The sequence below is a fragment of the Blautia sp. CAG:257 genome (genome assembly GCF_000433815.1).
GTDB classification, from domain to species: Bacteria; Bacillota; Clostridia; order Lachnospirales; family Lachnospiraceae; genus Blautia_A; species Blautia_A caecimuris.
In genome coordinates this window covers 264-14,892 of record NZ_HF999112.1, presented here as the reverse complement: position 1 = coordinate 14,892, position 14,629 = coordinate 264, and the positions used below count along the sequence as shown (strand labels likewise).

Genomic DNA, 14,629 nt, shown 5'->3' with positions numbered 1-14,629 from the left:
TCCAGAAGCTCACAGCCCTCTTTTACATATTTTTTCAGCTGGCGGATCACAAGCTGAGTAGTCTCATGCATACCGGTTCCAAAGGCTGTTCCCGGGTCAATGTGAAGGATCATTTTATCCTGATCCTCTGCCTTTACTTCCTCCCAGGAGGGAACGATCAGAATATCATCCACATAAAACTGTTTAAAATACTGTTTCCAGTTGTTGATCCAGTCAATATCCTCTGTCTCGTCAACCTCAATGCTGCCCTCTCCGATATCCAGAAAAGCTCTTAAAGCTTCCAGCTCTTCTTTTACTTCTTTCAGAATGGATTCTGCATCTGTCTCCTGGCCGTTTTTCAGAAGTTTTCCGTCCTCTGCTTCCTCCACAAAAAAGCTCAGATATGCAGTTCCGTCATCCTCCTGCATCTGAGGAAGGATATCCACAAACATCTGCTCCTTTTCCAGCGCAGTAAGAGGTACATTATCCTCAATCTGCGCACCTTCCAGGCCAATATCATATAAAGTGCTGATAATGATATCCTCTGCCTCGGTTCTGGTTTTTATTTTAAACTTTTTCCACTTCATAACAAATCTCCTGTTTTATCATAAAATATATGTTTCTATGATCTGCCGGGCTTCCGGCTGATACTTTGTTATACTTATAATACCTCGCACTTTATCATACACGAAAGAACAAAAAAAGAAAAGAGGTTTCCCTCTTTTCTTTAAAAGATTTATTAATCTTCAAAAGTCTCTTTCAGCTTATCCATAAAGCTTTTTTTCTTCTTTTCATGTTTCTCTGTGCCTTCGCTGTTTGTCTCTGACGGTCTGTTTCCACAGGCCTCGTCAAACTTGCGGAGAGCTTCCTTTGCCTCTTCATTCAGGTTTGTAGGAACCTGAACAACCAGAGTCACATAATGATCTCCACGGACATTCTTGTTTCTCAGAGAAGGAACACCCTTGCCTTTCAGACGGATGCGGGTATCAGTCTGAGTTCCCGGCTTCACATCATAAACAACGTCTCCATCCACTGTATTGATATGAACCTCTCCGCCAAGAGCAGCCTGCGCATAGGTAATAGGCGCAGAAGAGAAAATATTCATATCCTGTCTCTGGAAAATAGGATGGCGGGCAATATTTACCTCCACAAGAAGGTCGCCTCTTGGGCCGCCGTTTGTGCCCGGTTCTCCTTTTTCACGAATACGGATGCTCTGTCCATTGTCAATACCAGCAGGAATGGATACCTGAATCTTCTTTCTGGAAGATGTATATCCGGCTCCACGGCAGGAAGTACATTTTTCTTTGATTACTTTTCCTGTACCGCCGCATTCCGGACAGGTCTGGACATTACGCACCATACCGAACATGGACTGCTGAGTATATACAATCTGTCCTTCTCCATTACATTTCGGACAGGTTACAGGCTGAGTTCCGGGTTTTGCTCCTGTTCCGTGACAATCCGTACATTCATCCTTCAGAACGATTTCCAGCTCTTTTTCACAGCCAAATACCGCTTCCTCAAAAGTGATATTCACTCTTGCACGAAGGTTTGCGCCTCTCATCGGTCCATTGTTTGCACGTCTTCTGCTTCCGCCGCCAAACAGGTCACCGAAAATATCACCGAAAATATCGCCCATATCAGCGCCGTTAAAATCAAATCCGCCGAATCCTCCGGCACCGCCGCCGCCATTTTCAAAAGCTGCATGACCGAACTGGTCGTACTGTTTTCTTTTGTCCGGATCGCTTAAAATGCCATATGCTTCCGTAGCCTCTTTAAATTTCGCCTCTGCTTCTTTATCACCCGGATTTACATCCGGGTGATACTTTTTGGCTAACTTTCGATATGCTCTTTTCAGTTCCGCGTCACTGGCATTTTTTGCAACGCCCAGGACTTCATAGTAATCTCTTTTATCAGCCATCGTTTCTCTTTCCTGTGCTTTCTATCAGACTTCTTTATAGTCTGCGTCTACTACATCATCGCCATATCCGGCTTCGTTTCCGCCCTGGGAAGCTCCGCCGCCCATGTTGCCCATGTCCGGGCCTGCCTGGCCTCCGCCCTGCTGTGTCTGCTCATACATTTTTGCAAACAGCTTCTGAGCGCTTTCCATCATTTTTTCCTGTGCAGCCTTGATATCAGCTACCTGTGCGTCTGTCATCTCAGCATTTGCAGTCTGTGCAAGAAGATCTTTCAGTGCGTTGAGGTCTGTCTCAACTGCTGCTTTGTCATTTGCATCAATTTTATCGCCTGCTTCTTTCAGGGCATTCTCAACCTGGAATACCATGGAATCTGCATTATTTCTTGTATCAATTGCCTCTTTACGTTTCTTGTCCTGAGCCTCAAACTCTGCTGCTTCTTTTACAGCCTTGTCAATTTCGGAATCAGACATGTTGGAGCCTGCTGTAATAGTAATGTGCTGCTCTTTTCCTGTTCCAAGATCTTTTGCCGAAACATTTACAATACCGTTGGCATCAATATCAAAAGTAACCTCGATCTGCGGAACACCACGACGTGCTGGCGGGATTCCGTCCAGACGGAACTGGCCAAGAGATTTGTTATCTCTTGCGAACTGACGCTCACCCTGTACAACATTGATATCTACAGCAGTCTGGTTGTCTGCTGCTGTGGAGAAGATCTGGCTCTTCTTTGTAGGAATTGTTGTATTTCTCTCGATCAGACGTGTTGCGATTCCACCCATTGTCTCGATAGAAAGAGACAGAGGAGTAACATCCAGAAGAAGGATATCGCCTGCGCCTGCATCTCCTGCAAGCTTACCACCCTGTACGGAAGCGCCAAGTGCAACGCACTCATCCGGGTTCAGAGATTTGCTTGGCTCTTTGCCTGTGAGCTGTTTTACTTTATCCTGTACAGCCGGGATACGTGTAGATCCACCTACCAGAAGTACCTGGCCAAGTTCGGAAGCTGTGATGCCTGCATCAGACAGTGCACGACGTACCGGCTCTGCTGTTTTTTCAACAAGATCATGTGTGAGCTCATCAAATTTTGCTCTTGTAAGGTTCATATCAAAATGCTTCGGTCCCTCTGCTGTTGCAGTGATGAACGGAAGGTTGATGTTTGTAGTTGTTGCAGAAGAAAGCTCTTTCTTTGCTTTTTCAGCAGCTTCTTTCAGTCTCTGGAGAGCCATCTTGTCGCTGGAAAGATCTACGCCCTCAGTTCTCTTGAACTCTGCAAGCATATAGTCTGTGATCTTCTGGTCAAAGTCGTCACCACCAAGGCGGTTGTTTCCTGCTGTGGAAAGAACCTCGATAACACCATCGCCGATTTCAATGATGGAAACATCGAAAGTACCGCCGCCAAGGTCATATACCATGATCTTCTGTTCTTTTTCATTGTCAAGACCATATGCAAGAGCTGCTGCTGTCGGCTCGTTGATGATACGTTTTACATCAAGACCTGCAATCTTACCTGCATCCTTGGTTGCCTGACGCTGAGCGTCATTAAAGTAAGCCGGAACTGTGATAACTGCTTCTGTTACAGTCTCGCCAAGATATCCCTCTGCATCTTTTTTCAGCTTCTGAAGAATCATAGCGGAAATTTCCTGCGGAGAATATTTCTTGTCGTCAATTGTTACACGATAATCAGAACCCATCTCTCTCTTAATGGAGGAGATTGTTTTTTCTGCGTTGGTAACTGCCTGACGTTTTGCAGGCTCACCTACCAGACGCTCTCCTGTTTTTGTAAAAGCTACTACGGATGGTGTAGTTCTTGCACCCTCTGTATTTGCGATAACGGTGGGCTGGCCACCTTCCATAACTGCCACACAACTGTTTGTTGTTCCTAAGTCAATACCAATAATTTTTCCCATGATAATTTTTCCTCCTGATTTATTTTCATTCTTTGTCTCTATATCCATGACTACTTATTATCTAAGGATGCCCGATTCACTAAATTCATCCTTCCCTGCGGTCAGATTCATTAAGTTCCTTCGTGCGACCTTCGCACTAAATTCAACCTGCGCCATACGGCTTGTTTTCATTAAGTGCTCTAGGTCAATTGGCAACCTTTACCATACTGTGACGAACTACAAATCCTTTATAGGTGTAGCCTTTCTGAAGCTCTTCCACAACCATATTGTCTCCGGCTTTCTCATCTTCCACATGCATTACTGCATTATGGAAATCCGGATCAAATTCTTTGCCGACAGCCTCAATCGCTTCCACGCCAAGTCCCTCAAGTGTTGTCATAAGCTGTTTGTAGATCATCTTCATGCCGTCTGCAAAAGCATCTCCTTCCTGAGCCTGTGCAAGACCTCTTTCAAAGTTATCAACTACCGGAAGCATGTTTTCAATGATCTCTTTTGCTCCGATCACATACATACTGGATTTTTCTTTTTCTGTACGTTTACGGAAATTATCAAACTCTGCCATGCTGCGTTTCAGCCTGTCAGTCAGCTCCTCGATCTGCTGATCTTTTTTATCCTTTTTCTTTTTTCCAAAGAAAGAGGTTTTGGTCTTTCCCTCAGTTTTTTCATCCGCGGAAGCTTCGCTTCCCTCTGCGGTATTCTCTCCGGCTGTGGCTTCCGGTGAATCTTCCTGAGCTTCTGTTACAGTCTCATTTTCAGAAATTTCTTTTTCTGTGTCTTCCTGTACTTCAGCTGCGTTCTTCTTTTCTTCTGCCACGCGTTCTCTACCACCTTTCTATCCTGCCTGCTGGCTGTCACCATTTTCTTTTTTATTTTTTCCAAATACCTGATCTAATTCAACCTTCAGGGTCTTCAGATTATTAACAACATTTTCATAATCCATTCGTTTCGGTCCTACAATACCGATGGTACCATGCAGCCCCTGACCAAGCTCATAAGTAGCTGTTACAACACTGCAGTCCTTCATGGTCGGAATCGAAAGTTCATCTCCGATATACACCTGAACCCCTGTATTGTCCGCATCTGCCATGCTTTCCTTTACAAGGTCTGCAAGCTGCTGTTTTTCTTCAAAGGCGGAGATCAGTCCTGTTGCTTTTTCTTTATCTGATAATTCCGGATACTTGAAGAAGTTCGTAGCACCTGACGTATAGATTTCCAGATCCTCTTCATCCACATGTATGGTAGCCGCTACTGCGTCCAATACAGTGGCAACCAGCCCGCTGTGGATTCCCGCCTGTTCCTTCAGTCTTGCAATCATTCCCAGATTAATATCCTGAATCGGAAGCCCGTTGAGATTTGTATTCAGAAGAAGATTCAGTTTTAAAATTGTCTCGTCATCCATTTCCTCATCAAGATCTATGATCTGGTTCCGGATGACATTTCCCTCACAGACAACTACTGCTACCAGCTGAAGCTCATTTACTCTGGAAAGCTGGATAAATTTCAGCTTACTTCCGCTGTACTGGGGAACTGAGATCATTGTTGCGTAATTGGTATTGCAGGCAAGAACTCTGGCCACTTTTTTCAGGACCTTTTCCATCTTGTCTGTTTTCTCAATCATCAGATTTCGTATCTCTTCAATCTCATCTTCCTTTTCCTGCATCAGCTCATCCACATACAGCCGATACCCTTTATCTGAAGGAATTCTTCCGGCAGAGGTATGAGGCTGCACAATATAGCCTAAATCTGTCAGGTCAGACATTTCATTTCGGATTGTTGCTGAGCTGACATTAAGATCTGTATACTTGGAAATTGTCCGGGATCCCACCGGCTCCCCTGTTTCCATATAGGTCTTGATGATCGCTTTTAAAATCTTCTTCTTACGATCAGTCAAAATATCTTCCACGCCCTCAGCTCCTTTCCTTTTATTAGCACTCAATATCAAGGAGTGCTAACATCTACATTGTTAAGATAGCACCGTTAAAATATTTTGTCAAGAGATAAGAGATATTTTTATAAAAATCTTTTGTATACAAAAAATACAGACATTCCAGAGAATACGGATCTGAAATATCTGCATTCATATAACAAGGAACTTACAGGCGCTGTATATTATAACTTTCTCCAGTCTTACCCGATTCCCTGTTCTGACTCCATTTTTCAAGCTTTTAAACCGTCACTGTCTTTGAAGGAATCATCAGTTTACAGTCCGGAATAAGAAACAGATAACTGCTGTTGCAGTGGTAAAGCTTCAAATACTTCTGTTTTGCAGTTTCTGCATCAGAAAGTTCATTTTCAGCGTTTCTAAAACCTTAATCGTTTCCTTCCGTCTGACATTCCGCTGAAATTTTATTTCTTATGGCATTTTTGCTCATAGGTTTTCCAAAATAATATCCCTGAATACAATCAAGTTCCATTTTTTTCAGCATTTCATATTCTTCCAGTGTTTCCACACCTTCCTGACAGACTTTAATATTTACATCATGGCAGATTTCCACTATAAAAGTGATAAAGGCAGAATCAAATCGGCTGTATAAAATATCTTTCAGAAAGCTCCTGTCAATTTTAACCAGATCAATCGGAGCATTTTTCAAAAATTCTAAAGAAGAATACCCTGTACCAAAATCGTCCATCGCAATACGGATTCCCATTTCCCGAAGTTTTTTATATTTATTTCTGAAAATATCCATTCTTTGCACTGCACTGCTTTCTGTCAGTTCAATTACAAGATTCTTTGCAGGAAATTTTTCCTCTTCCAGAATTTTTTCTACATCTTCTATATACTGGTCATTCATCATCTCAAGAGCTGAAGCATTTACACTAATATCAAAATCCGGCTTGATCCTGATCCATTCTCCTGCATCCCGGATTGCCTGTCTCAGTACCCATCTCCCCATTTCATAAATCATTCCTTCTTTTTCCATAACCGGAATGAATTCCACTGGTGAAATACGGTTTCCCTTCTCATCACAAAAACGTACCAGAGCTTCTACACCGGTCAGCGCTTTTGTTCTGCCGTTTACCTGAGGCTGATAGTCCAGATAAAATCCACGAAACTCATGATTCATTGCATCTCTCAGCACTTTAAGAAGTTCCAGCATATGACTTTTTTGATTCAGGATCTCTTCTGTGAATATGACCATTCTGTCTTTTCCCTGTTCTTTTGCATACTGTAGGGCATAGTCTGCATGCAGATACAATTCATCTGCCGTCTGGCCGCTATCAGAAAAAAAGCACAGCCTGCTGACAGATGAATTTCAAGTTTCTCTTTTTTCCATTCCTGAAGAGCACTGAATCTTTTTTGTATTCTTGAAAAAAATTGATTTACTTCTTTTTTTCCCGCATCTCTCATAAGAAATCCCAGGCGGTCATTATCCAATCGAAACAGCCTTGCATTATCAGGTAGCAATACCTGTATATTATAAGCTATTGTACATAAAATCCTGTCTCCGAATTTTCTGCTGTAAAGTTCATTGATCTGCCGGAAATTATCCACGTCCAAAATAGCAACTGCAATTTTCTCTTCCTGACTTTTTTCTATGTACTTTCTGATTCTTTTCATAAACATCCTGTGATTAAAAAGCTGTGTAAGGGGATCCACCTTATTCTGTCCGTCCATTTTATGCATGATTCCGGCAAATATAACCGGTATCCCACATTCATCTCGTGTAAGATATCCACGGCATCTCATCCATACGTATTTTCCGCTTCTCTGTTTCGCACGAAATTCCACATAATGGGCATCTCTTCTGTTTTCACCGATTTCCATATTTGATTTATAAAATCAATTCCAGTCATCCGGATGAACAATCTTTCTCCAGTATCCAATGGGAGATTCTATTACTTCTCCCGGAAGATCAAACTCATCAATCAAAGCAGACGTATATTGAAAAACCCCTGTTTTCATATTACATACATAAAGATAGTCATCCGTACTGTGTACAATTGCCTCATAAAGATACTCTGCAGGATAGTCCATGCTTGTTTTTCCGCTTTGCTTACTCAGAGAAATTTCTTCCTCACAGGCAAGAACATTATTTTTATAATGCCTTAATTTTTCTTCATACATTTTTTCATCTGCCTGATCCAGAAGTTCATCCACTGTACACTTACTTCCGCCATTTGTATGACTGAGCCCATAAGAAAATGAAACAGAATAAGGTCTTCCTTTTTCCTGTCCGTATCTTTCTATTCTGCTGCGCCATTCTAAGATTTTTTTCGAGACAGTTTTTACACTTTTTCCAAAAAATGCAAGAGCAAATTCATCCCCACTTATACGGAACATAAAATCCGGTGATTCCAGCTGACTGTTCAGGAATTCACTTATTTTTTGAAGAACCACATCTCCCTCTGCAAACCCAAAACATTCATTTACTGTTTTCAGTTCATCAATGTCTATTAAAACCAGCACACAGGACTGTCCGCTGTCCAGCTTCTCCATTTTTTCTTCCAGCATCTTCTTTCCGCTTGCTCTGTTCCACACATTACAAAGAGAATCTCTGGCTGCACGTTCTGTAAGCTGAAGCATTTCTGTAATATCATAGGCCTGCTGCATATGAGCTTTTTTCCCTTTCCATACAATCAGGCTGTCATGATTCTCAAATACTCTTCCCAGCTTTGTATTGTTTTCTTCCCAGGTAATACAGGATGCAGGATCTTTCGATTTCAAAAGCTCCGGTATCTTACAAAATTCACACCGTTCTTTTTTTCCCACCTGAAATACTTCCCAGCACTTCATTCCTTCCGGATTCTGAAATCCATAGTCCTTTTTCATTTTCTGATTCATAAACAGGATTTCATTATTTTCCACATCTGTAATATAGATATTTGCCTGCATATGATTCAGAATTTCTTTCATTTCCATTTTCTTTTTCTCTCCTTTAGAGACTGCCTTCTTATCTCCGGTAATACCATAGAATTCTGATTGCAGGCAGTCTCACAGCCCTCATTTTCCATTAAACAAATAATTCAGCCAATTTGTTTACTGTCATTCAGTATATCACATATTCTGCCCCCTGTCACAAAATCCCACATAATTCCACTTTTTTCCGCAAATCAGAACATGAATTTCACCTTTTTCAACAGGTACGTTCTTTTATTTACAAATACTTATAGCTATACTTCCTGAAGATTCTTTTTCAGCTCCAGCATCTTATCCCTCAACTCCGCCGCCTGCTCGAAATTCAGATCTGCTGCTGCCGCACGCATCTGCTTTTCTACCTGGGCGATCAGCTTCATCAGCTCCTTACGGCTCATGGACTCCGGATCTTTTTTCAGCTTCACTTCTGTCTCTGCAACTGCTTTGGAAACTGTGATCAGGTCACGAACTGCCTTCTTAATAGTTGTTGGTGTAATTCCATGTTCTTTATTATAAGCCTCCTGAATACTTCGCCGGCGCTCAGTTTCCTGAATGGCTTTTTTCATGGAATCCGTCATAACGTCCGCATACATGATCACATGGCCTTCACTGTTTCGTGCCGCGCGGCCGATGGTCTGGATCAAGGAGACTTCCGAACGGAGAAATCCCTCTTTATCTGCATCCAGGATTGCCACCAGCGTAATCTCGGGAATGTCCAGTCCCTCCCTGAGAAGGTTAATTCCCACCAGAACATCAAATACATCCAAACGCATATCACGGATAATTTCCGCTCGCTCCAGTGTATCAATGTCAGAGTGAAGATATCGTACACGGATTCCCACATCCTTCATATAGGCAGTCAGATCCTCTGCCATACGCTTGGTCAGAGTTGTAATCAGAATTTTGTGACCCTTTTCAACTTCTTTATTTACCTCACTGATCAGGTCATCAATCTGTCCCTCTACCGGACGAACCTCCACCTTCGGATCAAGAAGCCCTGTAGGACGGATGATCTGCTCTGCCCGAAGCAGCTCATGTTCAGCCTCATATTGCCCCGGTGTTGCTGATACAAACATCACCTGGTCCAGCTTTCCTTCAAACTCATCAAAGCTTAAAGGACGGTTGTCCTTGGCTGACGGCAGACGGAACCCATAATCAACCAGCGTCTGCTTGCGGCTCTGATCACCTGCATACATTCCACCTACCTGAGAGACTGTTTTATGAGACTCATCAATAATAAGAAGAAAATCATCCTTAAAATAATCCATCAGCGTATAAGGCGGTTGTCCCGGGGCCAGTCCCGTCAGATGTCTGGAATAATTCTCGATTCCGGAACAAAAACCAGTCTCCTTCATCATTTCCACGTCAAAATTAGTTCGCTCCGCTATTCTCTGAGCCTCAATGAGCTTGTCCTCACCTTTAAAATAATCTACCTGTTCCTTCATTTCTGCAAGAATGGCATCCGCTGCCCTTTTGATCTGCTCCTGGGGCACAACATAATGAGATGCAGGAAAAATTCCCACATGGCTCTCTTCATTTTTAATCTCACCGGTAAGTACATCAATTTCCGTGATCCGCTCAATTTCATCTCCAAAAAACTCCACACGGACGGCCCGGTCCGTAGCATTGGCCGGAAAAATCTCCAGCACATCACCTTTCACCCGGAAGGTACCCCGGTGAAAATCCATCTCATTCCTTGTGTACTGAATGTCGATCAGCTGCCGGATAACCTCGTCTCTGTCTTTTTCCATGCCGGGCCGCAGAGAAATCATCATGTCAAAAAACTCCTGGGGCGCACCAAGACCGTAAATACAGGATACCGAAGACACCACAATCACATCTCTCCGCTCACAGAGAGCCGCAGTAGCGGAAAGACGCATCTTATCAATCTCGTCATTGGTGGACGCATCCTTGGCAATGTAGGTATCAGTGGAAGGAACATAGGCCTCCGGCTGATAGTAATCGTAATAGCTCACGAAATATTCCACTGCGTTGTTCGGAAAGAATTCTTTGAACTCTCCATATAACTGTGCTGCCAGGGTTTTATTGTGTGCCAGCACAAGCGTAGGCTTATTCAATTCCTTAATTACATTGGCCATGGTAAAGGTTTTACCTGATCCGGTAACGCCAAGCAGGGTTTCAAACTGATTGCCTTCCTTAAATCCTTTTACCAGTTTGGCAATCGCCTGGGGCTGATCGCCGGTAGGGGTATATTCAGAGTGTAATTCAAAATGATCCATGCAGTTCTCCTTTAAATTTAACCTTAGATATATGTAAATAATGCTCCTGATGTACTTATTATGATCACTCTTCCAGTATACCATTCAGGGTAAAAAAAGTACAGAACAAACCGAATATCTGTTCTGTACTTTTCTCATGACTCTTTTTATCTTCGTTAAATGCCCCGTTCAAAATCTCAAACAAAAATTCAAAAAGATTTTTTCTTATTGACGGTCATATAACTTCCATTTCTGCACGAAACATCCTGCCTCATGTTCTCTCACATAACTGCCAGAAGAAGAGTCCCCACAGTCATACACGCCACGCCCAGCGCTGCTTTTTTGGTAAGTTTCTCATGGAATACAATCCACGAAAATGCAATGGTAACAAGAATACTTAATTTATCCACAGCAACAACCACACTTGCCGGTCCCTGCTGTAAAGCATGATAGTAGCAAAGCCAGGAGGCCCCTGTTGCAAAACCGGACAGGATAATAAAAACAAGCTCTCTTTTTTCAGTTTTCCTTATCTGATACTGTTTTCCGGTTATAAAAACCATCAGCCAGGCCATAATCAACACCACTGTTGTGCGAATAGCGGTTCCCAGATTGGAGTCAATATCCTGGATTCCAATTTTCCCAAGGATTGAAGTAAGGCTTGCAAACACTGCTGATAAAACTGCGTAAAGCAGCCAGCTTCCATGCTTCTCTTTTTCCTGTGTCGGTTGTGTTTCTTTTCGGGAAATCATCAGCATAATCCCCGCTGCAATCAGTACAACGGCTGCCGCTTTTCCCCATGTCAGTCCCTCGTCCAAAAAGATCAACGCCAGAAGTATAGTAAGAATTGTGCTGGATTTATCTACAGGTACAACCTTATTAATATCGCCTTTCTGTAATGCATGGAAATAACACAGCCAGGAAGCACCTGTAGAAAGCCCGGACAATACCAGAAATACCATTGTCCGTGCACTTATTTCTCCAATCCCGCTCCCGGCGCCTGTGACCAGAACCATCAGCCAGGAAAATATCAGTACAACAACTGTACGGATAGCCGTAGCCACATCGGAATCTGTTTTCTGTATTCCGCATTTTGCCAGAATTGCTGTGATTCCCGCAAAAAACGAAGAACCTATCGCATAAAAAATCCACATAACTGCCTCCTTTAGCTTTCGTTCTGCCATATTCATTGTCTGATCAAGGATTAATTATAAGAGCTCTGTAATATGTACCGGGACTACACAAAAACATGCGCCTTGATCATTTTCTTTTATGTACTCAAAAATATCCGTCCCAGGTTTTGTAAATGAAAAAGCACAGAAAAACTCCTGTGCTTTTTCATGAACTACTGTACCGGACACATCACGATAATTCTTTGAGGAGCAGTCTGCGGAGGGATACTTTTTGTAGCAGAACTATAATAAACCAGCAGATCCTGCCCTTCCGGAGTACACATAAAACGCTGTCCATTTAAGGTGCGTATATTTGTGACCGGAGAAATATTTAATTTCAATGATCCGTCTTCTGCAGTCAACGTATCGTCAAAAAATTTCAGTGTAACATCCTGGCCGGCTCTTAATGCAGTCACCAGTTCCGCCTGATACTGAGGTGGAAAAATAGCCGGTGCGGGAAGACTGGTATCATAAAAAGCAGCTACCTTCATCCCTCGCCTGAGCCTGATGTTATCCACAACAATGGTGTCACCTGACACCACAAAATTCACAATTTCTCCGTCGGTATCAACAGAAATCAGAAACGAGCAGCAGGAACCTCCGCTCCTGATATCCCGGATTACTCCAGTTACCTTTTCATAAGAGGAAAATGTCATGCCAAAACCTTTTTTATTTATTTTATGAAAGAACAGACGATTCTGTTACTTCTTTTCCAAAGTTTTCCTACCTGATATAAATGCCGTCTGTCCCCACAAAAGCATCGTCCGGATATTCGGAATCCAACAGATCACTTCTTTTTTGCCAAAAGTTCTCATACTCATTCTCCATCAGACAATACAGAAGCTTTCTCGGCATGCCCACACGAACTCTCCGCTCTTCTTCCATAAATTCTGTCTCAGAAAAATAAGGAACTGCCAGAGAAATCTCTGCATTTTTCCCACAAATCCTAAGCCCGTCTCCCTGTTCCAAAAACAGCTCACAAAGAGGCTGATAATAAGCTCTGAAAAAATCTTCCTCACAAAATCTGATACACTCTTTTTTCGCTTTCTGATCATTTTCCGGCTGACGGACCACGCCGCAAAGATAGCTGTGATCGTAATAAGTCATACACACAGCCGCCGGATCAGGCACATTTCCATTTACAGATTCTATATCTGAAATCTGCTGACTTCCTTTTTTCAGTGCCTGCTCTCTTCTGTTGCTTCCTCCCTTTGCTTCCCACACACTCCATTGATTTTCAGGTATGCTCAGACCGATCATATCCTGACGCCATTCACTGTTAAAAAAATCAATAAATTCTTTGTGATCAACACTTCTGATCAGATTCAGATGCGTCAGATAATCAGCTCCGTAAAGCCTTCCGCTGATGAGTTTAGTAAGGAACATCCCCATATAATAGGACATCACACTCTTCTCTGAAGAATCCAGATAAGCAATTCTCTTTGCCTTTTTCAGTCGGTCGCCTTCTATATCAAGAGCTGTTTCCACAAGGAACATCTTATAGGTAAGCTCCAGTTTCTTTTTTGATAAAAAGGATGCTGTTATCCTCTGAACCGGCATCCCACAGGTAATCACTGAATGCAGCAGCTCCCTGTTAGAAAATACCAGTTCTGTATTTTTATTTACCAAGCCTGTGGTGCTTCCGCAATCCTCCTGCTCCAGGGACATTGTATATGTTTTTTCTTCTGTTAAAATCATGATCCGTCTCCTTGAAAAATGATAAAATCTCTGCTTTTATTGTATCATTTTTTGAATGATTTAGGCAATGGATTTTAACGAAATCTTCCTGTTACCCAGGGCATGCGGAATTTAATTTTACACCGGAATTTGAAATTTCAAATCAGCAGATCCTCCTATTCGCACACTTCCGTTTTTATGACATAAAATATAGAGTATCTTAATTTATCAGAAAGGACTTGTTCATGGAAAATTATCATATGAACCGTTCCTGCGCACGTCCATATCATGCAACCTGCGGTATGGCAAAAGCGCAGATGGCTGGCAGGACTTCTTCCTGTCCGTGTACAGAGCAGCACAAAAATCACTCCTGTGCCTGCCGTATGCCCAATACAGTTACAATAAACCCGGAAATGTATACTCATGCGGATCATCTGGAACCTGCTATGGCCTATGTACCCTGCCAACAGCTTACTACCACCTATGATCTCTGTTATGCTCTGAATGTGGGAACTATTTTCCCGCAGCTTTGTAAACCATTTTGCGGAAAGAGAGGTGGACTGAGATGATGTATCAGAATTCTTCAGGGTCCAAAGCGCAGCTTCTTCAGAAAATCAATGAAGTCAGCTTTGCAGTCAATGATATTCTTCTTTATCTGGACACACATCCCTGCTGTGAAAAAGGCATGGCACTTTACCGTGAATATGCAGCAGAGCGAAAAAAACTGATGAAAGAATACGCTCAGTGTTATGGACCTCTTACAGTTGATGATGCTCTGGAATCGGACGGAAACACCTGGAAATGGATGGAACAGCCATTCCCATGGGAAACGGAAGGAGGATGCAGATAGCTTATGTGGAATTATGAAAAAAGATTGCAGTATCCCATCAACATTAAAACCCCT

The 14,629-nt window shown here is 42.6% G+C and carries 14 protein-coding genes; 2 read left to right on the top strand and 12 right to left on the bottom strand.

Annotated elements, in window-relative coordinates:
* From QVP40_RS12315 to QVP40_RS12260, 12 genes are all read right to left on the bottom strand, one after another.
* A partial coding sequence (locus tag QVP40_RS12315) for a 50S ribosomal protein L11 methyltransferase (protein WP_288200555.1) occupies window positions 1–566 on the bottom strand: 566 nt, incomplete at its 3' end.
* Between the two features lie 152 nt (window positions 567–718).
* Entirely contained in the window at window positions 719–1,900 is a 1,182-nt protein-coding gene (dnaJ, locus tag QVP40_RS12310; protein WP_022068689.1) for a molecular chaperone DnaJ, read from the bottom strand.
* Between the two features lie 24 nt (window positions 1,901–1,924).
* Entirely contained in the window at window positions 1,925–3,805 is a 1,881-nt protein-coding gene (dnaK, locus tag QVP40_RS12305) for a molecular chaperone DnaK (RefSeq protein ID WP_022068688.1), read from the bottom strand.
* A 184-nt stretch (window positions 3,806–3,989) separates the two neighbouring features.
* Window positions 3,990–4,619 carry a nucleotide exchange factor GrpE gene (gene grpE, locus QVP40_RS12300; RefSeq protein WP_022068687.1) on the bottom strand — a complete coding sequence of 210 codons (630 nt, stop codon included), beginning with the start codon at window positions 4,617–4,619 and terminating at the stop codon, window positions 3,990–3,992.
* An 18-nt stretch (window positions 4,620–4,637) separates the two neighbouring features.
* Window positions 4,638–5,708: a heat-inducible transcriptional repressor HrcA gene (hrcA, locus tag QVP40_RS12295; RefSeq protein ID WP_022068686.1), complete on the bottom strand. Its 1,071-nt coding sequence runs from the start codon at window positions 5,706–5,708 to the stop codon at window positions 4,638–4,640.
* A 406-nt stretch (window positions 5,709–6,114) separates the two neighbouring features.
* On the bottom strand, window positions 6,115–6,945 hold the full coding sequence (locus tag QVP40_RS12290) for an EAL domain-containing protein (protein ID WP_022068685.1): 831 nt from the start codon (window positions 6,943–6,945) through the stop codon (window positions 6,115–6,117).
* Complete coding sequence (locus tag QVP40_RS12285) at window positions 6,918–7,535, bottom strand: sensor domain-containing diguanylate cyclase (protein WP_288200554.1); 618 nt, start codon at window positions 7,533–7,535, stop codon at window positions 6,918–6,920. The genes QVP40_RS12290 and QVP40_RS12285 overlap by 28 nt, the downstream gene beginning before the upstream one ends.
* 51 nt (window positions 7,536–7,586) lie before the next feature.
* Window positions 7,587–8,666, bottom strand: coding sequence for a GGDEF domain-containing protein (locus QVP40_RS12280; protein ID WP_022068683.1), 1,080 nt, complete (start codon window positions 8,664–8,666; stop codon window positions 7,587–7,589).
* Window positions 8,667–8,917: 251 nt separating this feature from the next.
* Window positions 8,918–10,900, bottom strand: a complete 1,983-nt coding sequence (uvrB, locus tag QVP40_RS12275) for an excinuclease ABC subunit UvrB (RefSeq protein WP_022068682.1) — start codon at window positions 10,898–10,900, stop codon at window positions 8,918–8,920.
* 260 nt (window positions 10,901–11,160) lie between these two features.
* The gene (locus tag QVP40_RS12270; RefSeq protein ID WP_022068681.1) at window positions 11,161–12,030 is read right to left on the bottom strand and encodes an EamA family transporter; all 870 of its coding nucleotides are present in this window, start codon (window positions 12,028–12,030) and stop codon (window positions 11,161–11,163) included.
* A gap of 191 nt (window positions 12,031–12,221) precedes the next feature.
* Window positions 12,222–12,704 carry a hypothetical protein gene (locus tag QVP40_RS12265; RefSeq protein ID WP_022068680.1) on the bottom strand — a complete coding sequence of 161 codons (483 nt, stop codon included), beginning with the start codon at window positions 12,702–12,704 and terminating at the stop codon, window positions 12,222–12,224.
* Between the two features lie 67 nt (window positions 12,705–12,771).
* Window positions 12,772–13,746 (bottom strand): hypothetical protein, encoded by a 975-nt coding sequence (locus QVP40_RS12260; RefSeq protein ID WP_022068679.1) that lies wholly within the window; start codon window positions 13,744–13,746, stop codon window positions 12,772–12,774.
* A gap of 224 nt (window positions 13,747–13,970) precedes the next feature.
* On the opposite strand from QVP40_RS12260, the gene QVP40_RS12255 reads away from it, so the two are divergent.
* The gene (locus tag QVP40_RS12255) at window positions 13,971–14,294 is read left to right on the top strand and encodes a spore coat associated protein CotJA (RefSeq protein ID WP_022068678.1); all 324 of its coding nucleotides are present in this window, start codon (window positions 13,971–13,973) and stop codon (window positions 14,292–14,294) included.
* Complete coding sequence (locus QVP40_RS12250) at window positions 14,291–14,575, top strand: spore coat protein CotJB (RefSeq protein WP_022068677.1); 285 nt, start codon at window positions 14,291–14,293, stop codon at window positions 14,573–14,575. The genes QVP40_RS12255 and QVP40_RS12250 overlap by 4 nt, the downstream gene beginning before the upstream one ends.
* The last annotated feature ends 54 nt before the right edge of the window (window positions 14,576–14,629 follow it).

Bases quoted from the DNA above. Each gene is read 5' to 3' on its own strand.
- QVP40_RS12265 (WP_022068680.1), bottom strand. From the start codon at position 12,704: ATGACATTTTCCTCTTATGAAAAGGTAACTGGAGTAATCCGGGATATC.
- QVP40_RS12250 (WP_022068677.1), top strand. From the start codon at position 14,291: ATGATGTATCAGAATTCTTCAGGGTCCAAAGCGCAGCTTCTTCAGAAA.
- dnaJ (WP_022068689.1), bottom strand. From the start codon at position 1,900: ATGGCTGATAAAAGAGATTACTATGAAGTCCTGGGCGTTGCAAAAAAT.
- dnaK (WP_022068688.1), bottom strand. From the start codon at position 3,805: ATGGGAAAAATTATTGGTATTGACTTAGGAACAACAAACAGTTGTGTG.
- QVP40_RS12280 (WP_022068683.1), bottom strand. From the start codon at position 8,666: ATGGAAATGAAAGAAATTCTGAATCATATGCAGGCAAATATCTATATT.
- QVP40_RS12270 (WP_022068681.1), bottom strand. From the start codon at position 12,030: ATGTGGATTTTTTATGCGATAGGTTCTTCGTTTTTTGCGGGAATCACA.
- uvrB (WP_022068682.1), bottom strand. From the start codon at position 10,900: ATGGATCATTTTGAATTACACTCTGAATATACCCCTACCGGCGATCAG.
- QVP40_RS12260 (WP_022068679.1), bottom strand. From the start codon at position 13,746: ATGATTTTAACAGAAGAAAAAACATATACAATGTCCCTGGAGCAGGAG.
- QVP40_RS12255 (WP_022068678.1), top strand. From the start codon at position 13,971: ATGGAAAATTATCATATGAACCGTTCCTGCGCACGTCCATATCATGCA.
- QVP40_RS12290 (WP_022068685.1), bottom strand. From the start codon at position 6,945: ATGGTCATATTCACAGAAGAGATCCTGAATCAAAAAAGTCATATGCTG.